The sequence below is a fragment of the Dethiosulfatarculus sandiegensis genome, from assembly GCF_000931935.2.
Lineage (GTDB): Bacteria > Desulfobacterota > Desulfarculia > Desulfarculales > Desulfarculaceae > Dethiosulfatarculus > Dethiosulfatarculus sandiegensis.
On the sequence record NZ_AZAC01000034.1, the window covers coordinates 248,101 to 267,944 of the forward strand.

Annotated in this window: 15 protein-coding genes; 10 read left to right on the forward strand and 5 right to left on the reverse strand. The window is 53.9% G+C overall.

Translation table 11 applies throughout. The features are described from left to right. Positions 1 to 2 precede the first annotated feature (2 nt). From X474_RS18625 to X474_RS18670, 10 genes are all read left to right on the forward strand, one after another. Positions 3 to 467, forward strand: a complete 465-nt coding sequence (locus X474_RS18625; RefSeq protein ID WP_044351013.1) for a NifB/NifX family molybdenum-iron cluster-binding protein — start codon at positions 3 to 5, stop codon at positions 465 to 467. Next, positions 464 to 1,339, forward strand: a complete 876-nt coding sequence (locus X474_RS18630; RefSeq protein ID WP_044351014.1) for an ATP-binding protein — start codon at positions 464 to 466, stop codon at positions 1,337 to 1,339. The genes X474_RS18625 and X474_RS18630 overlap by 4 nt, the downstream gene beginning before the upstream one ends. Continuing rightward, positions 1,336 to 2,223, forward strand: coding sequence for an ATP-binding protein (locus X474_RS18635; RefSeq protein WP_044351016.1), 888 nt, complete (start codon positions 1,336 to 1,338; stop codon positions 2,221 to 2,223). The genes X474_RS18630 and X474_RS18635 overlap by 4 nt, the downstream gene beginning before the upstream one ends. 275 nt (positions 2,224 to 2,498) lie before the next feature. Continuing rightward, entirely contained in the window at positions 2,499 to 4,262 is a 1,764-nt protein-coding gene (locus tag X474_RS18640; RefSeq protein ID WP_052515395.1) for a sigma-54-dependent Fis family transcriptional regulator, read from the forward strand. 439 nt (positions 4,263 to 4,701) lie between these two features. Further along, the gene (locus X474_RS18645) at positions 4,702 to 5,166 is read left to right on the forward strand and encodes an NADH-quinone oxidoreductase subunit NuoE family protein (RefSeq protein WP_044351017.1); all 465 of its coding nucleotides are present in this window, start codon (positions 4,702 to 4,704) and stop codon (positions 5,164 to 5,166) included. A 9-nt stretch (positions 5,167 to 5,175) separates the two neighbouring features. Beyond that, on the forward strand, positions 5,176 to 7,077 hold the full coding sequence (locus X474_RS18650) for an NADH-quinone oxidoreductase subunit NuoF (RefSeq protein WP_044351138.1): 1,902 nt from the start codon (positions 5,176 to 5,178) through the stop codon (positions 7,075 to 7,077). A 24-nt stretch (positions 7,078 to 7,101) separates the two neighbouring features. Further along, on the forward strand, positions 7,102 to 7,707 hold the full coding sequence (locus X474_RS18655) for a 2Fe-2S iron-sulfur cluster-binding protein (RefSeq protein WP_044351019.1): 606 nt from the start codon (positions 7,102 to 7,104) through the stop codon (positions 7,705 to 7,707). 15 nt (positions 7,708 to 7,722) lie between these two features. Then, entirely contained in the window at positions 7,723 to 10,113 is a 2,391-nt protein-coding gene (locus X474_RS18660) for a hydrogenase iron-sulfur subunit (RefSeq protein ID WP_044351020.1), read from the forward strand. A 374-nt stretch (positions 10,114 to 10,487) separates the two neighbouring features. Beyond that, a complete protein-coding gene (locus X474_RS18665) occupies positions 10,488 to 10,937 on the forward strand; it encodes an iron-sulfur cluster assembly scaffold protein (RefSeq protein ID WP_052515396.1) in 450 nt (149 codons plus the stop codon). A 174-nt stretch (positions 10,938 to 11,111) separates the two neighbouring features. After that, complete coding sequence (locus X474_RS18670; protein ID WP_044351021.1) at positions 11,112 to 11,987, forward strand: response regulator; 876 nt, start codon at positions 11,112 to 11,114, stop codon at positions 11,985 to 11,987. Between the two features lie 73 nt (positions 11,988 to 12,060). Here X474_RS18670 and X474_RS18675 read toward each other — a convergent pair whose 3' ends face one another. The 5 genes from X474_RS18675 to X474_RS18705 all read right to left on the reverse strand — a co-directional run bounded on the left by X474_RS18675 (position 12,061) and on the right by X474_RS18705 (position 19,330). Next, complete coding sequence (locus X474_RS18675; RefSeq protein WP_044351022.1) at positions 12,061 to 13,002, reverse strand: 5-oxoprolinase subunit C family protein; 942 nt, start codon at positions 13,000 to 13,002, stop codon at positions 12,061 to 12,063. Further along, positions 12,999 to 13,706 (reverse strand): 5-oxoprolinase subunit PxpB, encoded by a 708-nt coding sequence (pxpB, locus tag X474_RS18680; RefSeq protein ID WP_082464495.1) that lies wholly within the window; start codon positions 13,704 to 13,706, stop codon positions 12,999 to 13,001. The genes X474_RS18675 and pxpB overlap by 4 nt, the downstream gene beginning before the upstream one ends. 205 nt (positions 13,707 to 13,911) lie before the next feature. Then, positions 13,912 to 14,679, reverse strand: a complete 768-nt coding sequence (locus X474_RS18690) for a LamB/YcsF family protein (RefSeq protein WP_044351024.1) — start codon at positions 14,677 to 14,679, stop codon at positions 13,912 to 13,914. A 453-nt stretch (positions 14,680 to 15,132) separates the two neighbouring features. Continuing rightward, a complete protein-coding gene (locus X474_RS18700; RefSeq protein WP_052515397.1) occupies positions 15,133 to 17,937 on the reverse strand; it encodes a bifunctional diguanylate cyclase/phosphodiesterase in 2,805 nt (934 codons plus the stop codon). Positions 17,938 to 18,271: 334 nt separating this feature from the next. After that, a complete protein-coding gene (locus X474_RS18705; RefSeq protein ID WP_044351027.1) occupies positions 18,272 to 19,330 on the reverse strand; it encodes a GGDEF domain-containing protein in 1,059 nt (352 codons plus the stop codon). Positions 19,331 to 19,844 lie beyond the last annotated feature (514 nt).

A 19,844-nucleotide genomic window follows, 5' to 3' on the forward strand; every position in this document is an offset into this window, starting at 1 on the left:
TTATGAGTAAAGTGGCAGTTAGCAGTCAAGGCAAGGAACTGGAGAGCCAGGTTGATCCCCGTTTCGGCCGGGCCGCCTATTTTCTGGTGGTGGACACTGACAGTATGGATTTTGTGGTTCTCGACAACACCCAGACCAGGGGCATGAGCCATGGCGCGGGCATCCAGGCGGCAGAGATGGTTTCCAAGGCCGGCGCCACCGCCCTTTTGAGCGGCGTGGTGGGGCCCAAGGCCTGGAGCGCCCTGGAAGCCGCCGGTGTGGCGATTATTCAGGATGCCAGGGGCACTGTGGCCGAGGCTGTGGAAGACTATAAAAACGGCAAGCTGAAAACCTCCCAGGAGCCTCAGGGCATGATGCACACGAACCAGGCCCCCATGGGCGGCGGTGGCGGCCGCGGCATGGGTGGCGGCGGCGGCCGCGGCATGGGCGGCGGCGGTGGCCGCGGCATGGGCGGAGGCAGAAAGTGATACTGGCTATTGCCAGCGGCAAGGGGGGCACAGGCAAGACCACAATAGCGGTCTCCATGGCCTGTGCCCTGGCCGCCAAGGAAAAGGTCACCCTGGTGGATCTCGATGTAGAGGCCCCCAACTCCCATCTGTTTCTGGAACCTGATTTTGAGGGAGAGGACATCGCCTCTCTGCCGGTTCCCCAGGTTGATGAGGATGCCTGCACCCGTTGCGGTGCGTGTAGTGATATCTGTCAGTTCAAAGCCATTGCGCTTTTGGGCAAAACCATTATCACTTTTCCCCCGCTTTGCCATGGCTGCGGAGCCTGTTGGACCGTATGCCCTGAAAAATGCATTGAAAAGTCCTCCAGGGAATTGGGGGAGATAAGCTGGGGAAAAGCGGGAGTCGAAAAAAACCTGGACCTTTTGATGGGCAGGTTGCGCATAGGCGAGGCCATGAGTCCGCCTTTGATGCGCCAGGTGATGGAGAAAATGGACCGTTCGCGGCAGATAATAATAGATGCCCCTCCGGGCACCTCCTGCCCCATGATGACGGCCCAGCAATCTGCCGAGGCAGTGCTTCTGGTGACAGAGCCCACTCCCTTTGGCCTGCATGATTTCCGCCTGGCGGTCGAGGCTATAAAGCCTTTGAACAAGCCAATGGGCGTGGTGATCAACCGGGCCGGACTGGGCTATGAAAAGGTGCATGAGTACTGCCAAAACGAGGGGCTGGAAATCTTGGCCAGTATTGAATACGACGAAAAAATCGCCAAGGCCTATTCCAGGGGCGAGCGCCTGATTCAGGCCGCTCCCCATGTGACGGAAAAACTCCTCAATGCCCACGGTCGTCTGGAACAGATGGTAAGGGAGCGCAGAGAGGAGGGCCTCGCATGAAAGAATTTCTGATAATCAGCGGAAAAGGCGGCACAGGCAAGACCTCCATCACAGCGGCCCTGGCGGCTTTGGCCAAGAACAAGATGCTGGTGGACCTGGATGTGGACGCCCCGGATATGCACATCCTTTTGGACCCCAAGCCCTTCAGGGAAGAGGCCTTTTATTCGGGACATGAAGCCGAGGTCCGCCAGGAGGACTGCGTGGCCTGCGGGGTCTGCACGGAGTATTGCTCTTTTGACGCCATAACCCAGGAAGGTGATAAGCCGGCCTATGTGGACCCCATTGCCTGCGAGGGATGTAAACTTTGCGTGGCCATGTGTCCGGAAGAGGCGATAGACTTCCCCGAAGCCCATTGCGGAACCTGGTATGCCAGCGAAACCAGGTTCGGCCCCATGGTCCACGCCCAGCTCTTTCCCGGGGCCGAGAACTCGGGCCGCCTGGTGAGCCTTTTGCGCCAGGAGGCAAGGGAACTGGCCGAAGAAAGAGGGCATGACCTGATTTTGTGTGACGGCACCCCCGGCATTGGATGTCCGGTTATTGCCTCGCTTTCAGGTGTCAATTTCGCGGTAATAGTGACAGAGCCCACTCCCAGCGGGCGTCATGACCTGCTCAGGGTTTTGGATCTGTGCGGCCATTTCAAGATCCCGGCCGCGGTGTTGGTGAATAAGGCGGATTTGAATCCAGACATAACCAAGGAGTTCGAGACCTATTGCCATGAGCAGGATCTGGCCTTTTTAGGGTGTCTTGATTTTGATCCCCAGTTTGTTGAAGCATTGGTTCAGGGCCGTATCATCAGCGAATACGCGCCGGAAGGTAAAACAGCTGTGAAATTGACCGAGATCTGGAATCGGATTTTGGCCTTGGCCGAAAAGCTGGATCAATAATACCGGGTTTTGGTAAATTTGGAATCCGTGGAATTGGCGCCGAATCAATTCCACGGATTCACTTGCAATATTCTCAATTGTCCTGCATATATAGTCTCCGTTTGTTCTTGGCGTCCCCTTCAGTCCGGGCCGGGATCATTGCAAAATCCGAAAAAAAATAGTAGATTAAGGTATATGGGGCTAATGAGATCCCTTCTTGAAAATAGACTGACAACCTGGATCCGTGGGGGTCTCCCCTGGCCCCTTGATGTGGAATTCTTCGGACAGGATACGTGATGATAGAGCCCCGCCAACTTGATATGCAACCGGACCAGGCCTTTTCCCGCACCGGCGGAGAGGCGGTCCTGGTTCTGGATCAGGGCCTGCACCTGGTGGGTTGCAATACAACTGGGCGCATGCTGGTGGCGGGACTGCCCGAGATGGGCCGGCGTCTCAAGTTGGAACTCCTGGTTTCGCCGGATCATCTGGACTTTTTCAGTAAAGCCGTGCAAAAGGCCTTGCAAAAAGGCGCGCCCAGTAATCATTTCCAGGCAAAACTCTTTGATTTTAAAAAAGAAACATTTCCGGCCGTCTGTCTGGTCAGCCCCACTTTTGGCTCCGACCACAAGGTTATGGGCCTTTTGATCACTTTAAGGGACAGTGAATTCACTCCCATGCGCTCCAGCCGGATCGCTCCGGGGGAACATTTGATGAACCGTCAGGTGATGGGGTATCAGGCGTTATTCGACCACATGGCCGAAGGCGTTTTTACAGTCAACACCCGTTGGCGCATAACCTCCTTTAATCACACAGCGGAAAAGATCACCGGGCACACCAGAGACCAGGTGCTCGGCAGGCATTGCTGGGAGGTTTTCCGCTCAGATCTCTGCGAGGCCGGATGCCCCTTGCGCAAGACCCTTGAGACCGGCGACACCCAGCTTGATCAGGATATGCGCATCACAACCAGCAGCGGCAAGCGGCTGGAACTTTTGGTCAACACCAGTGTCCTGAAAGACAAGGTGGGGAATGTGGTCGGCGCTGTGGAGACCTTGAGGCCTCAGCAGATTTCCATGCTCCCCGAGGGACATAGCGAATCCCGCCTCAGCCTTTCCGATATTGTGGGCCAAAGCGAGCCCATGCAAAGGCTTTTTGAAATGTTGCCCGATGTGGCCGGTTCCCAGGCCAGTGTGCTCTTGACCGGGGAGAGCGGCACCGGCAAGGAGCTCTTTGCCCGGGCCATCCATTACAACTCCCCCAGACGCCACGGACCTTTTGTGGCGGTGAACTGTTCGGCCCTTTCGGAAAGCCTCTTGGAATCAGAGCTTTTTGGTCACGAAAAAGGGGCCTTTACCGGTGCGGCCTATGCCAAGCCGGGCCGGTTTGAGCTGGCCAAGGGCGGAACCCTGTTTCTGGACGAGATCGGCGAGTTGAAACCTCAGCTACAGGTGAAACTGTTGAGGGTGCTGGAACAGCAGGTCTTTGAAAGGGTGGGGGGAACCAGGCAGATTGTAATGGATGCCCGCATCATAAGCGCCACCAATCGGGACCTTAAGGACGCACTTTACACCGGCGATCTAAGGGATGACCTCTATTATAGATTGCGCACCGTGCCGATGGATTTGCCGCCCCTCAGGGATCGGGCGGGCGACCTGCCGCTTCTGGTGAATCACTTTATCAAAAAATTCAACCGACTCTATGGCAAGAATGTCAGGGGGGTTGATCCGAAAGTTCTGAATATTTTTCAGAACTACCATTGGCCCGGCAATGTGCGCGAACTGGAGAGGGTGCTGGAGCACGCCTTTGTCTTCGTGAAAGGGCCTTTGATCTTCAAAAGAAACCTGCCTGCCTTGGATGAGCTCTTGGCCGCGACTTCGCCGCCTGGAGGTTCACCTGCGCCTGAGCCGGGGATTTCGCCTTATGATTCCCTTAAGAGCCATGAAAGGGCCCATATCCTGAAGGCCCTGGAAAAGTCCGGGGGCAGAAGGGCCCAGGCGGCCAGGGACCTCGGCATCAGCCGCACCTCGCTCTGGCGCCGCATGAAGGCGCTCAATCTGCTATAATTCCAATCTTTAAGTGTAAGTTCATCTGTTTTATCCTGCTTAAATACAGGTTTGTTTCAAGGAAAAGCTACTGTTTCAATAATGTTTCAATTTGGTTTCAAATAGTTGCAATATGTTTCAAATGTTTCATTTGTTTCAGATTGTTTCAATGATGAACCATATAAATATGATTAAAATAATAAAGAATAGATTGTATCATGATATCAAACACTAAACTTAGATAAATAAAAATTGGATAGCTGATTATCGGTAAATATTTTTAGTTTTACCCCAGCAAAACCATTAGGTTTTGGTGGGGTAAATTTTTTAAAAAGGAAATTAAATCAAATAGTTACTAGCTTAGGCACGATTTTTGCTATAAAGCAGGGAAAGAACCAAAGCCCCTTGGGCTGTAACAGGTTACCATGATCAGCTCACTGCTGTAACAAGGAGGCCGATCTTGAGCGATACAGTAACAAATGTGGATACGATTATAGATCGTTATCCCGGTCAACCTGAGTATCTTATTTTTTTACTTCAGGATATTCAGGCAGAGTATAACTACGTCTCCCCCGAGGCCATGCAGCTGGTGGCTGATCACACAGGCGTGCCTTTGAGCCGGGTCTATGCGGTGGCGACTTTCTATCAGTCCTTCAGCTTGGAACCCAAGGGTGAGCATGAAATCAGGGTCTGCATGGGCACTGCCTGTCACTTGAAAGGCAGCGGCCGTATTGTGGAAGACCTGGAGAGACGGCTTGGCGTAGAGGCCGGACACACAACCGAAGACTTAAGCTTCACCCTTGAGACGGTCAACTGCTTAGGCGCCTGCGCCCTGGCTCCGGTGATGGTGGCGGATGAAGAGTATCATCCCACGGTGACCAGCCAGAAGATCAACAAAATGCTTAAGCAACTCACCCAGGAATAGGGGGCCATGATGACACAGGCAAGCACAGCACCTGAATTTGAGAAAAGGCGCCTTACTTCCACCGAGGAACTGGAAGCCTTTCGTCAGGAAATTATAGAAAGTATAGACCCCAACCAGACCCAGGTCATCGTCTGTCATGGCAAGGGCTGTTTGGCCAACAACAGCCCCGATGTGGCCAGTGCCCTGGAAAAAGCCATTGAAGGCGCAGGGCTGGATGCCAATGTAAAGCCTTTGGTAAAGGCCACGGGCTGTCACGGCTGCTGTTCCAGGGGCCCTTTGGTGATTATTGAGCCCGGCGGGATCTTCTATCAGAAGGTCAGCCCCAAGGATGCCGAGGATATCGTAAACCAGACCCTGGTAAACGGCGAAAAAGTCGAACGCCTGCTCTATAAGGATCCGGACACGGACGAGATTCTCCCCACAGTGGATGACATCCCCTATTACAACATGCAGGAGAGGGTGGTCCTGAGGGATATCGGCTACGTGGATCCCACCGACATAAACGACACCCTGGCCAGGGGCGGTTACAAATCCCTGGCCAAGGCACTTTTCACCATGACCCCTGAAGAGGTGGTTCAGGAGGTTGAAAAGTCCGGCTTAAGGGGCCGGGGCGGAGCGGGTTTCCCCACCGGCCGCAAGTGGCGGGGCGCTCTGGCCGCCAAGGAGAAAAAAGGCGGTCCGGTCTATGTGGTGGTCAACGGAGACGAGGGTGACCCCGGCGCTTTCATGGACGGCAACATCATGGAAGGCGATCCCCATTTGCTCCTGGAGGGCTTTATCATAGGTGCATACGCCTTGGGCGCGGAACAGGGCTACATGTATGTGCGCGCTGAATACCCGCTGGCCATCAAGCACTTGTCCCTGGCCATGGAACAGGCAAGGGAACTGGGCCTTTTGGGTGAGAACATCCTGGGCTCCGGGTTCAACTTTGACGTGCAGATCAACCGCGGCGCAGGCGCTTTTGTCTGCGGCGAGTCCACCGCCTTGTTCACCTCCATTGAGGGCAGGGCCGGAGAGCCCAGGCCCAAATACGTACGCAGCGTGGAAGAGGGCCTCTGGGGCCGTCCCACGGTTCTGAATAACGTGGAGACCTGGGCCAACGTGCCCCGGGTCATTGAAAAGGGCGGCGATTGGTTCGCCGGTGTGGGCGTGCCCCACAGCACCGGCACCAAGGTCTTCTCCCTGGTGGGCAAGGTCAACAATGTGGGCCTGGTGGAAGTCCCCATGGGCGTGCCTCTCAAGAAAATTGTGGAAGAGATCGGCGGCGGCGTGCCGGGCGGCAAGAAATTCAAGGCCGTGCAGACCGGCGGACCTTCAGGCGGCTGCCTGCCCTATGACATGAAGGATACGCCGGTTGATTTCGACTCCCTGATCAAGGCCGGTTCCATGATGGGCTCCGGCGGCATGATTGTTATGGACGACAGGGACTGCATGGTCGATGTGGCCCGCTACTTCCTGCGTTTTCTGGAAGAGGAATCCTGCGGCAAATGCATCCCCTGCCGTTTGGGCGTGACCCGCATGCGCGAGATGCTCGATGATTTCAGCCAGGGAAAAGGCTCGGCCCAGGACCTGGAAGACTTGAAAAGCCTGGCCAAGGCCATTCAGGACGGCTCCTTATGCGCCTTGGGCGGCAGCGCGCCGAACCCGGTTCTTACAACCATGCAGTACTTTGGGCAAGAGTACCTGGAGCATATTGAAAACCAGAAATGCCCGGCCGGTGTGTGCAAGGACCTCATCACCTACAGCATTGACCCGGAAAAATGCACGGGCTGCGGGGCCTGTTCCAGGGCCTGCCCCCAGGACGCAGTCACGGGTGAGAAAAAGAAACCGCACACCATTATGGAAGACAAGTGCATCCGCTGCGGAATTTGTATGGAATCCTGCAAGTTTGATGCGGTTTTGGTCCAGTAGGACAGGCCATAAGGAGGCATTGCCATGGTCAAATTCAAGATCAACGACCAAGAGGTGGAGGCCCAGCCCGGTTGGACCGTACTGGAGACCGCCCGTCACTATGGAATACATATACCCACTCTTTGCTATCACGAGGCCGTGGAGCCCAGCGGAGCCTGTAGGTTGTGCGTGGTGGAGCTGAAAGATGGGGATTGGTCCAAGGTAGTCATCTCCTGCATGTATCCGGTGCAGGAGGGGCTGAACGTATATACGGACAGTGAGCGTGTAACCAATGTCAGGCGCTGGATTTTAGAGATGCTTATCTCTGAGTGCCCGGCAAGCGAGGAAATCAGAGCGCTGGCCAAGGAGTATGGCGTTAACACCACCCGCTTTGCCGAAAAAGACCCTGAAGGACAGTGTATTCTTTGCGGTCTTTGTGTGCGGGTGTGCGCCGAGGTGGTGGGGGCCGATGCCATCACCACTGTGGGCCGGGGTGTGCACAAGGCCATTGGAGCGCCTTACATGGTGCCTGCCGATGCCTGTGTGGCCTGCGGTTCCTGCCTGACTGTCTGCCCCACCGGAGCCATGGCCGCCCGCATCGACAAGGTGCGGGGCGAACCCAAGGTTAAACTGCTTCGGTCAGGGCGATAAAGGAGGATACAGATCATGACTAATAACAAAAAGATAGGTGTCTTCCTCTGCCAATGCGGCCAACGCATTGATCCCAAAGTGGATCTTAAGGGGCTTGAGGAAAAGGTTTCGCAAAACCCCCTGGTGGAGCATGTCTCCATTGAGCCCTTCCCCTGCATGACCCCCGGTCTGGAAACCATGCGCCGGGTCATCACTGAAAAGGGCCTGAACAGGGTTGTGATCGCCGGTTGTGCGGCCCGCATCATGCTCGGCAAAATGGAGCGTGAGCTGGCTCAGGTGGGCCTGGTGGAGGGCTCCATAGACATGGTCAACTTAAGGGACCATGTGGCCAATGTCCATGACCTTGATCGCGAGCAGATGGCTGAAAAAGGCCTCAAGCTGATCAACGCGGCCGTCGCCGGTATGGATGCCTTTGTTCCCTTGGAGCGGGAGCAGGTGGATATCAATGGCCCGGTCCTGATCGTGGGCGGCGGCGTGGCCGGTTTTGCCGCGGCCAAGTATCTGGCTGAACGCAATGTGGAGTCTGTGATCGCCTTGCCTCCGGGTGAGAATGATGACATGGTCACCCGCATGCATCAGCGTTATCCCGGCGAGGTTATGTACCACGAGCGTTACGGCCGCCTGGTCGAGTTTGTGGACAATCATCCCCTGGTGAGCAAAGAGACCGTCGGTGACGTGGTCTCGCTCATGGGCAGGGTGGGTGAATATGAAGTCACCTTTGCGCCCTATGCCGAAGGCGAAGCCAAGATGATCAAGGCCGGTCTTGTCCTGGCCTGTCTGGACGGTGAGTTCAGGAGGCCGGATACCAGGTTCGGTTATGACGGCATAAGTGTGATCAGCTTAAACGAGGCTCAGGAGAGGCTCCTTGAGCAGCACGTCATGCCCGGTGATGTGGTCTTCTGGGTAAATGACCATGATGCAGGCACCCCTGAGTTCTCCTATCTCTCGGCCAAGTCGGCCTGGGCCATGGCTCAGCAGGTGCGCGACGCGTCGGCAACCGCGAATATAACCATTTTGTATAACCACGAGATGCGGGTGCCTCTCTCCGGTCAGGAAAGGGTCTTGTCCAGAAAACTCGCCATCAAGTGGCAGCCCTACAGCCCCGGTTTCACCACCACGGTCCAGGCCAAAAACCTGACCTACTGCGACCCGGTGACTCACCTGGAAGAAGAGCTTCACTTTGAAACCCTGGTTGTCTCCCCGGTGCGTATTGTGGGGACCAAGGCCACCCAGACCGCCCAGGCCCTGGGCCTGCACTTGAGCGGAGGTGAGTTTGTCAAGCCGGAGCTGGCCGGAAGCGCCCTGACCCCTTGTGATCTGCGCGAGTCCCTGCGCATGGGACGCAAGATCGCCGAGGAAGCGGCGGAACTGGTGGGCAAGGCCAATGCCGGTGAACTTTACGCTCCCGCCATGATCTGTTCGGTGGACCCGGAAAAATGCATCGGTTGCGGGCTGTGCCGCGAAATCTGCGAGTGCGGCGGCATTGAGGCGGTTGAAGGCATGGGAGGAAACATCCCCAGGCGGGTGGACCCCATGCAGTGCACCGGCGGTGGAACCTGCGCCGCGGCCTGCCCTTATGGCGCCTTGAGTCTGAAGAACAACACCAATGATCAAAGGGAGGCCAGGATCGAGGCCTTGAGCAAGGCCATGGCTCCTGGCGAAATTCCCGCCTTTGGTTGCAGGTGGGGCGGTTTCGCGGCTGCGGATATCGCGGGCGTCAAGGGCATGCATTACGGTCCCAGCGTGCATATGCTGAGGGTCGGCTGCATTGGCCAGTTGGACCCCTCGGTAATGGCCAAGGCCTTTATTTCCGGTGCGAACGGTCTGCTTCTGGTGGGCTGCGCTCCCGAAGCCTGTCATCATTCATTTGGCCTGGACCACACCTGGAGCAGGGTCAACCTGATGAGGAAGCTTCTTGAGCTGGCCGGACTGGACAGAAGGCGCATTGTCCTGGCCCACGCCGACATGAACGAACCCGAAGAGTTCATCCGCACTGTGGAGGCCTACACCGCCCGCATAAATGAACTTGGTCCCATCAACCGCACACCCCAGGTGGAAGAGCGGCTCCAGGCCATGTACCTGGCGGTCAAGAACGCCAGGGTGCGTTGGGTGCTTGGCGCCAGCCTGCGCAGGCCCTGGGAAGAGGGCTTCCCCGGAGATCAGCACAATGCCATGGATTACGACCAGAACCTTCTTGAAGTTGTGGTTGAAGAATTCACCAAGGGCAGGGTGGCCAATCTCTTGGCCAGTGCCGCAGAACCCCAGAAGGCCGGCGATCTGGCCGCTTCTCTGGATACGGATGTGGGAAGCGTGGTGGAGAGCCTGCAGGAGATGGCCAGTCAGGGCATGGTGGAAAGAACTCACCAAAAGGGCGACGCCTACTACAGCATTCGCACTTTGAACTGATCCGACTGGATTAACTCCGCCCGGGCTTTTTTAAAAACATGACACCCCGCACCTTTAAAACCGGTGCGGGGTGTTTGCTGACGGATCCCTTTTCGGATTTTGTCAGACGCACTTTGGTGAAGACTCGGGTTTTGCGTCAAGTTCCAGCCTATAAGACAGTCGCTCAATTCACCTGGCCGTCATTGCCTCCATTGAGGGGCGTACCATGACCCGCATGGAGGAAGGCTGTTCATCGGCAGACGGAAAAATCTCCACTTACGGGCTTGACTTATCTGGTTTTGGTTCTTAAATTTCAAATCGGGAGTAAAGGACAAAAACCATGTTCATAGCAGAGTTGATCGCGCTATTCACCGAACCTTCGCGAGGCACAAAAAGTGGATGAAGAATTACTTAAAGACCCGGAAGTAATGGCCGAGGCTGCTAAACAACTGGGCACCACCGAAGCCTTTATAATTCACGCCATGACTCCCCAGAATGTGGGCATGCTTCCCAATCCGGACGGATACGCCAAACCCCAGGGCTCTTGTGGCGACTATATCGAACTGTTTTTAAAGGTGGATGGGGATGTGATAAAAGACGCCAGATACATGCCCGAGGGCTGTGCTCACACCGTGGCCTGCGGAAGTGTGCTGACGACTCTGGTCAAGGATAAGACCCTGGATCAGGCCAGCTGTATTACAGCCAAGGACCTGGAAGATGTTCTGGGTAAATTGCCCCGCGAGCATCGCCATTGCGCGGCCCTGGCTGCCGCCACCTTGCGTGCGGCGATCAGGGATTGCCTGAAAAAACGCCAATCCTCCTGGAAAAATATGTATCAGCGCTGATTCTCCCCTGCCTTGAGGCCACGGAAAATCCGTCTTTGCCTTTAAGGTGAGGGTCTAGATGGATACCTCTGTAAAAAGTAGTATTATTTCAGGGGTGATTATCTAAGGGCGCAGCGCTTTTGATGCCGCTCATAGTAATATGAAAAGTTGCGGTTAATGTTTCCGGGAGGGGTTTTGTTTTCCAATTATCTGGGAATAATGGCGGAATCCGCCAAAAGTGTCTTTGAGGAAATGTCAGACACCAAGGTGGTGGAGCTGGTGACCAAAAGAGAGCAACGGCTCTTGGACCGCTATGCCCTGGCCTTGGTAACCAGCTACCATGATGATGCCAGGGATTTCACCGGTCAATTCACCTTGGGTTTTCAGGAAGAAATCAACGCTGTGCTTTTGGCCTCGGCCATCTCCGAAAAAAGGGGCCTGCCGCCGGTCTGCATGCTGCATGACCAGGCCATGGATATACTGGCCGAGTTCATGCAGGAGGTTGTCTCGGTCACCATGGAAAGGTGGCTGGAGATGGGGGTTAAGGTCTCCGCCCAAGCGCCGAAACCACTGTTGGATGTGGGGTTGCACACCCATAAAAAACTGCATACAGAGGCCTTTGTCATCATCCTGAATCTGAGCATGGGCTGGCTGGTTTTTAATGTCACCTTTGAACAGGCCAAGGACAGCCTTGAAGATAAAAAGATCCTGGTGCTGGATAATTCTGTCGTGATCAGGGGGCTTTTGACCCGCACCCTGGGCGAGATGGGTTGTCATGTGGCCCAAGCCAGGACAGGGGAACAGGCTCTTAAGGCAGCCAGCTCCTTTGCCCCGGATTTGGTTATCTCCGATATGGTCACCCTGACCGGTGCAGGCCTGGCCAGTATGGAGACCCTGCAGGATATTTACCCTCGAGCCAAATTCATCTTTTTGGGCTCCAAAAAGACTCAGGATGATTTCAATGACAATATGAACGGTTTAAAAGTGGCCGGTTGGCTTAACACACCGGTTCGGGTGGACCGTTTCTTGGGCATGGTCAAGAAAACCCTTAATCCAACTTATCAAGGGTAAGGGCCGATTTGGCTTTTGGCAACAAAAAGCGCTCGGGATTAACCCAAGCGCTTTTCCTGTTTATAACGTTTTCTCAGCTGAGAAGCTCTTCAATCTCAGTCAGCTTGGCCTGATAATCTGCATAGGCCTGGTGAGCCTCTTTAAGATCCACCTTTTTAAATTTCACCGTGTCACCGGGCCTGGCCTGGGCCACCTGACCCAGATCACTGGTTATAACCGTGACCGGCTTGGTGTATCCCCCGACGGTCTGTTCCACCAAAAGTACAATCGGCAGGCCGTCCGGCGGAATTTGAACTGCGCCGGGCAGACTGGGTTCGCTGATGATGCTCTGCGGTTTGCCGGGAATCTGTTCCACCTTGGGACCTTCCAGGCGATAGCCCATGCGGTCCGCTTTGCTGGTCACCTTGTATTCCGAGGAAAAAAGCACTTCCAGGCCCTGGTCAAAGTAATCATCCTGAGGCCCTAAAATGGCCCGCAGGGTGATTGTGGGGTTTAATTCCGGACGAAGCTCCGGGGGGATGCTTTGGGTGGAGGGGGCCCCAAGAGGTTCTCCGGCGGAAAGGATGTCGCCTTTCTTTAAAGGGCGTCCTTCAAAACCACCCAGTTTAGCCCCGACATAGGTGGATCTGCTGGCCATCATGGCCGGCACGTCAAATCCTCCGGCCACTGCCAGATAGCAGCGTATCCCCTTTTGGGCGGGTTTAAAGGCCAGCTTGTCACCCGGTGAAATGTCAAGGCAAGACCAGTCCGGAGCAGGATCTCCGTTTATGGTCATTCCCATCTGTGCGCCTGTCACCGCCATTTTGGTCTGGGCCAGGGCCTCCAGCCTGGGACCCATGAAGGTTAGTTCCATAACCGCGGCATTGGCCGGATTGCCCACCAAAAGGTTGGCCACAGTGGCGGAAAATGGGTCCAGTGCACCGGAAACCGGCACTCCATATCTACCGTAACCGAATCGCCCCAGGTCTTGAATAAGTGAGAGCGGGCCGGGATCCACTACTTTAAATACATTCATTTGCCTGCCTCCACTTCCGCCCTGATCCGGTCATATTCCTCAGGCGGGATGGGGTCAAACTTCAGATAATCCCCTGCCTGGTATAAAAACGGGTTTTCCTTTTCCGGCTGGAAAGGTTTGAGCGGCGAACGCCCGATCAACTGCCAGCCTCCCGGGCTGTCAATGGAATACATACCGGTTTGGTTGTTGGCAATGCCCACGCTGCCCGCGGGCACAAGCACCCTGGGGCTCTCCAGCCTGGGAGTGGTGAGGATTTCGGGGAGGCCTCCCAAAAAGGGAAATCCGGGCGTAAAGCCGATCATGTAGATAAGGTATTCAGGCTCGGAATGGATGCGAATGACCTCTTCGGTGGAGAGATCGTGGGTCTTGGCCACATGCTCGAGGTCGGGGCCGTGCTCACCGCCGTAACATACCGGAATATGAACTACTGTGGGCTCCGGGATTTGTATGGAGTCCAGGCGGTCCAAAAGGATTGAGATCTCTTTTTCCAATTTGGCGGGGGTGGTGAGCAAGGGATCGTAGATCATCAGGATGGAGCGGTAGGTGGGAACAATCTCCAAAACACCTTCGGGAACATCCTGGTCCAGGGCAGAGGTGAGCATCCGCACTTTGCGGTTGATAAGAGGGGCGATCTCATCGCCCAACTCCACCAGAAATCCCCTGTCGCCCATCATGCGTAAGAGAGGTTTTTCAAAAAGTCCCATGTTTTTAAGACTCCCGGCTTTTTTAGGTGAAAGCCGGGCCGGTCTGGCCCGGCTCAGCTTGCTGATTAAGTCATCCCGGATTTGGTCAGATGCCGCTTGGCAAAAGCGCGGTTTCAGCAAGCGGCTCGAATTGCTCACCTTAGGAAAGGCTCGCAATTTGGCGGTCCATAAGCCCCGGCCTTGATCGTCTCCAGGATCAACAAGATCAATCCAACATGGGTTTTACTTCCACACCTTCTTTGGTGAGGGTCTCTCTGATACCCTTGACCAGTTCCACTGCGGTGGCATTGTCTCCATGCACGCAAAGGGTCTGCACTTCAAGGTCGATCTCCGTACCGTCTATGGAAATGACCTTGCCTTCTTTGGCCATCAAAAGGGCTCTTTGGGAAACCACTTCCGGATCATGGATCACAGCGCCTTCCTGGCGGCGGGGAACCAGGGTCCCCTCTTTGGTGTAGGCCCGGTCCGGGAAAGCCTCGTACACCACCTTGAGCCCCACTTCCCGGCCTATTTGGGTCATCATGGCGCCTTTTTTGCCGGCCAGGGCCACATAGTGCAGTTCAGGGTTCACTCTGACAATGGCTTCCGCCACGGCCCGGGCCACATCTTCTTTTTCCACTGCGGTGAGATAGAGGTTGCCGTGGGGTTTAACGTGAGCCATCTTGACGCCGTACACCTTGCAAAAGGCCTCCAGCGCACCGATCTGGTAGGTGACGTAGGCCTTAAGTTCAGCCGGAGTGCAGTCCATGTTGCGGCGGCCAAAACCCATCAGGTCTGGGAAACCGGGGTGCGCGCCCACACCCACATTGTTTTCCTTGGCCATGGCCACCGTGCGGTCCATGACTAAGGGATCACTGGCATGAAATCCGCATGCAATGTTGGCGCTGGTGATGTATTTCATCACCTCTTCGTCCATGCCGATTTTATAGTTGCCAAAGCTTTCGCCCATATCACAGTTGAGGTCTATTCTCATGGTGCATCCTCCTTTGGGAACGGGAAATCTCCCCTGGGATCCGAAGCCAAACCGGAGAGAGTCAGCGGCAATGAGAGCTACATGAGTAGCGGTTTTAGTGTGGATTTAAGCCGGAAGGTCATATTTTCATCCTGATGGTTGTTTTTTTAGCCCCCGCTCGGACAAAAACGACCCTTGTCTGGCTTCAAGGCGGGAAAAAGACCTTTGGCCGGGAATAGTTAAGAAAATATAAAAGTATTCCCCAGCTTTTCCGCCCGAAAAAAGAGCGCTTGAGCCTGCCTTGAATTCAGTTTTCGGCCTCCAGGGCACCATAACAAAAAGGCGATCAAAATCCCAGAAGAAATGGAACACTGTTTCAGGTCTGTAACTTCGGTCAAAGTAAAAAAAACGCTGTTGTTTTAAGTTGTCCACCGGTCAGACCGGTAAAAAAATTACTTGCGTGCAAAGTATTTCTCAAGAAAAAATCAGGCTTTTGCCCCGTTGCAACAGCCTGAGCAGATCCAGGGCGGGAATCGGGGCCTGGAAAAAATATCCCTGCATCTGATCGCAATTATTTTTCTTGAGAAAGGAAAGTTGTTCTTTGGTCTCCACTCCTTCGGCAACAACCCTCAGGTTAAGGCTCCTGCCCATGGAGATGATTGTGTTCACAATGGAAGCATTGTCCGGGTCGCTGGGAATGTCGTCCACAAAAGAGCGGTCGATTTTCAGTTCGTTCATGGGAAAGCGCTTCAGGTAATAAAGCGAGGAGTAGCCCCGGCCAAAGTCGTCCAAGGAAAGTTGAATTCCCAGATTGCTCAATCGGTGCATGGTGTTGATTGCTTCGTCAACATTTTGCATCACCATGTTTTCAGTGAGCTCAAGTTCCAGGGCATAGGGCGGCAGACCCGTATCGGAAAGGGTGTTTCCGACCATTTGGGGAAGGTCCTTTTGAGTGAACTGCTTGGGCGAAAGATTGACCGAAATCTGCATGCATTGATGGCCATGGTTCATCCAGGCCTTGGCCGTCCGGCAGGAGTTTCTCAAAACCCACCTGCCCAGGGGGATAATAAGCCCGGTTTCCTCTGCCAGGGGAATGAACTCATCCGGACCGATCAGCCCCTTGTCAGGGTGATTCCATCTTACCAAGGCCTCGGCTCCGGCCATGGAACCGGTGCGAAGATCCACTTTCGGTTGGAAATAAACCTCAAGTTCTTCGTTTTTAATGGCGTTGCGTAGGCTTTCCTCTAAAGACATGCGCCTTTTGATACGGGTGTTTAGGTCCCTGGTAAATATACGGGTGGTGTTTTTACCCACGTCCTTGGCCTGGTACATGGCCATATCCGCGTTTGAGACCAGGGCTTCCAAGTCTTCGCCGTCGTCGGGATAAATGGTGATGCCAATACTGGCGGTGATGTACATTTCCCGTTCGTTGATCCAGAAGGGCTGGCTCATGGCCTTGATTATGCGGTTGGCTGCGCCCGTAGCCTGGTCTTTGCTGCCCGGATCCTTCAAGATCATGATGAACTCGTCGCCCCCCAGGCGGGCCACGGTATCCTGATCCCTTACCAGACTCAAAAGCCTTTCGGCGGTTGCACTTAAAAGTTTGTCCCCCACCGCGTGACCCAGGCTGTCGTTGATGTTTTTAAAGTTGTCAAGATCCAGAAAAAGCAGGGCCAGTTTGCCGTTGTGCTTGGAGACTTCACGCATGGCGTCGGCCAGGCGTTCGTTGAAAAATATGCGGTTGGGCAGGCCGGTCAAGGCGTCATGCAGGGCTTGGTGGGCTATTTTTGCCTCGCCCTGTTTAAGCTCGGTTAAGTCGTGCAAGGCTCCCACATAGTGACTTACCTTGCCGATTTCATTTTTAATCGCCCTTATGGAGAGCCATTGGGGATAGGTTTGACCGTTTTTGCGGCGGTTGAAAATTTCCCCCTGCCAGAAGCCGGTTTTTTGAATCGATTCCCACATGGCCTTGTGCAATTTGGCCGAGGTGCGGTTGGATCGCAGTATGGACGGATTGCGGCCAATAGCCTCTTGGGCAGAGTAACCCGTGATGGCTGTGAAACCGGGGTTGACCATCTGAATCACCCCATTTTCATTAGTGATGATCATGCCGTCCAGGGCGTTTTCAAAGGCCCTGGCCAAAAGTCTGACCCTTTGTTCGGAAAGGCGTCGCTGGGTGATGTCCTGCAAAACGCCCGAAAGTACGGCGGCCCTGCCGTGGGGGCCTTTCAGCCCCTCAAAGATGGTGTGCAATATGCGTTCCTTGCCGTCCGGCCTTATTATGCGGTGTTCCTGGTGAACAGCCCCCTGGCAGCACAGGGCCTCGTCCATGTCACTTCTGACTTTTCTTCTGTCTTTCGGGTGGACCAAATCCAGGTACTCGGCCATGTTGCCCGGGGAGTTGCCTTTGGGAAGCCCCAGAATGTTCAAGACTTCTTCGGAACAGGTCATCACCCCTGAGTTGAGGTCCAATTCCCAGTTGCCCATGTGTGCCATTTTTTGGCTTCTGATCAGGCTCGCCTGGCTGTGGCGCAGGGCCTGCTCGGAGATTTTGCGCTGAGTTATATCCCTGGCCGCTCCCCGAACACCCACGGAGCGTCCTCTCCTGTCTTTGATCAGGGTGTTGGTGTATTCCACCAGCCGCTTCTGCCCCTTGCGGGTTACGAACTCAATGGTGCCGCAGGCTTCGCCGGTGGAGATTATTTGTTTGATATAGTTATCAAAAGAACTTCTCTGCCCCGGCTGCAGAAGGTCCACCACCTTGATTTCTTCGGTTTTGGCTGAAATGGTGCCGATAAAACGGCGAAAGGCCCGGTTGAGTTCTGTAAATTTGCCCTCAAAGTCGTGTACAAAAAATAGTTCCGAAGCGTTTTCAAAAAGTTCCTGATATTTCCCTTGGACTTCCTCCATGGCGCTTTTGGAACGTTCCAGATCAGTTACATCACGCATCAGCACCATGTGGCCCGGGGAGCCGTTTCCCAGGCTGGTAAGCGGCGAAATGGATACATCCACCAGTTTCACTCCGTTATTCGCACCTGTCATCATCAGACGGAGGTTTTTGACCGGAATCTGGTCAAGGGTGGTGTAATTAACTGCGTTTCTAAGCTTTTTTTGACTGGACAGATCAAAGAAGGAACAGATTTCATTGCCTAAAACAGCTTCATCGTTCAACTGGACAAGGTTTCGGAATGCCTGATTGGCTGAGATGATTTTCAGGTTGGAGTCAATCTGGCACAGTCCTCCTGAGAGAAGGGCCAGTAACTGTTCATATAACTGCATGTGAAATCCAGTTTAAATTAGAGCAACAACACAACTGTCTTAAAACTGATAGAACTTATAAACTGGCAATAGTAAATGTGTTTTCTCTAACTGTATTAATATATTCCAAAGAACCTTAAATGCCCGATCCAAATTGAGCTTTTGCTGAATTGCCTCCCTGTACCTCTCTGTTAGTGAAAAGACTATAGCGGATTGTGCCCCGGACGGCAATCAGAGGCACCCTCGGCGGTTATTCGGGAAATTGTCTGCTAAGACGCACCCTGTAGTACGAAAAAGAACAAATATGCTCCGACCTTATTGTGAAAGTTGAAATAAATAAGGAAATTAATTGCCGTTATATCTTGCCCAAGTCCGGATCGTTTTCGCTGCAGATAGAGTTTTTGCCTCTGGATTTGGCCAGATACATTGCCTTGTCCGCCCTTTCCAAAGCGGCGTCTGCTTTGGGATCCGAGGTGTGGAAGCATGAAATGCCGATGGAAGCCGTTATGGGCCGCCTTTTCCCCCTGATGGTGAAGTTTGCGCTTTGGATGACTTTTCTGGCCTGCTCAGCCAGTTTGTAGGCATCTTCCAACTTCGTTCTGGTCAGTAAAAAAACGAACTCGTCTCCTCCGTAGCGGGCGGAAAAGTCAGAGGGCCTGAGACTGTTAACCATAAGTCTGGCGACTTCCTTGAGCGCCTGATCTCCCACCATATGGCCGTGGTTGTCGTTTATGTTTTTAAAATCATCCACATCCACAAGCATTAAAGAGCAGGGGGAGCCGTTTAACATATAGCGTTCAAATTCGCTGGCCAGACGCTGATCCCAGGCCCTGCGATTGGCAAGCTGGGTCAGTTCATCAGTCAGGGCCATGGTTTCCATCTTGGCCAGGGTCGCGGTAACCGCTTCCAAATCCTCGCCCTTGGAACGCAGACTGCCTCCCAAGTTCCGGTTGGCCTCGTTAATCAGGCGAACGTCTTTAAGGGTGCTGGCAAACCATTGGCTGATGGCTGAATCCACGTTCATCCGGTCGGCTTCTTTGAGGGAGGTGTCCATTCGCTGACTGGTGCGGTGGGCCAGTTCAGCGGCAGCCTTGGTTTCTTCAATGATTACTCTGGTGGTGTCCCGCACCTGGCGGACTATCTCTTCATTCAGCCTCATCATCCTTAGGTTGGCCCGGGGGCTGAAGAGCTGCTCAAAAACCCGGTTGGTGGTCTCCTCGGTCCATGATTCATCAGAATGCAGGAAGTCGTTCACCGTTTCGTTGACCAAGGGACGGCTTCCCTCGAAATAAAGATAAAAAATCATGTAATTTTCAGGTGTTGCCGGAATAGAATGCTTGCCCATGAAAGGCAGGACCTGTCTGGCTATTTCAAGAGACATGTTAAAAAGTTTTGTATTGGGTTTTAAGTCCATTTAAAAAAAAATCTCCGCCACTCTGGGCTCAAGCGGGCTGTCGGTCCAACCTGATTCTCAAAAAAATATAAGCTAAAACAGTAAGTTCGTCTCAAGAGCGCGGAGAAATGGGGCGTATGAACTACAGCATGGCCGCACCTTGAAGCCAAATCGGAACTGCTCGTCGTGTATAAAATCTATTCTACCGGTTATGCTCGAGTTGGCTTTGCTTTAAATGAAAATAATACCAGGTGTAACTCCTGGTATCAGCGCTAAATAATAGCAAAGCAAAGATCCGCGTACAAGCGTAAAGCATAGGATGAAAAGACCAGTATCATTTTGTTTAATTGGGTGAGTAGGGTATTCGCCGGATTGATTTAAAGATTGTATTTATAAGTAGCTATACGTTTTATGGAGTTCTGTGAAACAGTCTCGCTTCAAAGGATGAAATTTAATTTTCATTTTAACTGCCTTATAAAACCAGGGTTTTAAACGCCCCCCAAAAGAACTGATCTTCTTTGGGGGGCGAGAAAGT

Coding starts and splice junctions, on each gene's coding strand:
- X474_RS18675 (WP_044351022.1), bottom strand. CDS start 13,002: ATGAATGTATTTAAAGTAGTGGATCCCGGCCCGCTCTCACTTATTCAA.
- X474_RS18700 (WP_052515397.1), bottom strand. CDS start 17,937: ATGCAGTTATATGAACAGTTACTGGCCCTTCTCTCAGGAGGACTGTGC.
- pxpB (WP_082464495.1), bottom strand. CDS start 13,706: ATGGGACTTTTTGAAAAACCTCTCTTACGCATGATGGGCGACAGGGGA.
- X474_RS18640 (WP_052515395.1), top strand. CDS start 2,499: ATGATAGAGCCCCGCCAACTTGATATGCAACCGGACCAGGCCTTTTCC.
- X474_RS18625 (WP_044351013.1), top strand. CDS start 3: ATGAGTAAAGTGGCAGTTAGCAGTCAAGGCAAGGAACTGGAGAGCCAG.
- X474_RS18650 (WP_044351138.1), top strand. CDS start 5,176: ATGACACAGGCAAGCACAGCACCTGAATTTGAGAAAAGGCGCCTTACT.
- X474_RS18660 (WP_044351020.1), top strand. CDS start 7,723: ATGACTAATAACAAAAAGATAGGTGTCTTCCTCTGCCAATGCGGCCAA.
- X474_RS18635 (WP_044351016.1), top strand. CDS start 1,336: ATGAAAGAATTTCTGATAATCAGCGGAAAAGGCGGCACAGGCAAGACC.
- X474_RS18690 (WP_044351024.1), bottom strand. CDS start 14,679: ATGAGAATAGACCTCAACTGTGATATGGGCGAAAGCTTTGGCAACTAT.
- X474_RS18705 (WP_044351027.1), bottom strand. CDS start 19,330: ATGGACTTAAAACCCAATACAAAACTTTTTAACATGTCTCTTGAAATA.
- X474_RS18655 (WP_044351019.1), top strand. CDS start 7,102: ATGGTCAAATTCAAGATCAACGACCAAGAGGTGGAGGCCCAGCCCGGT.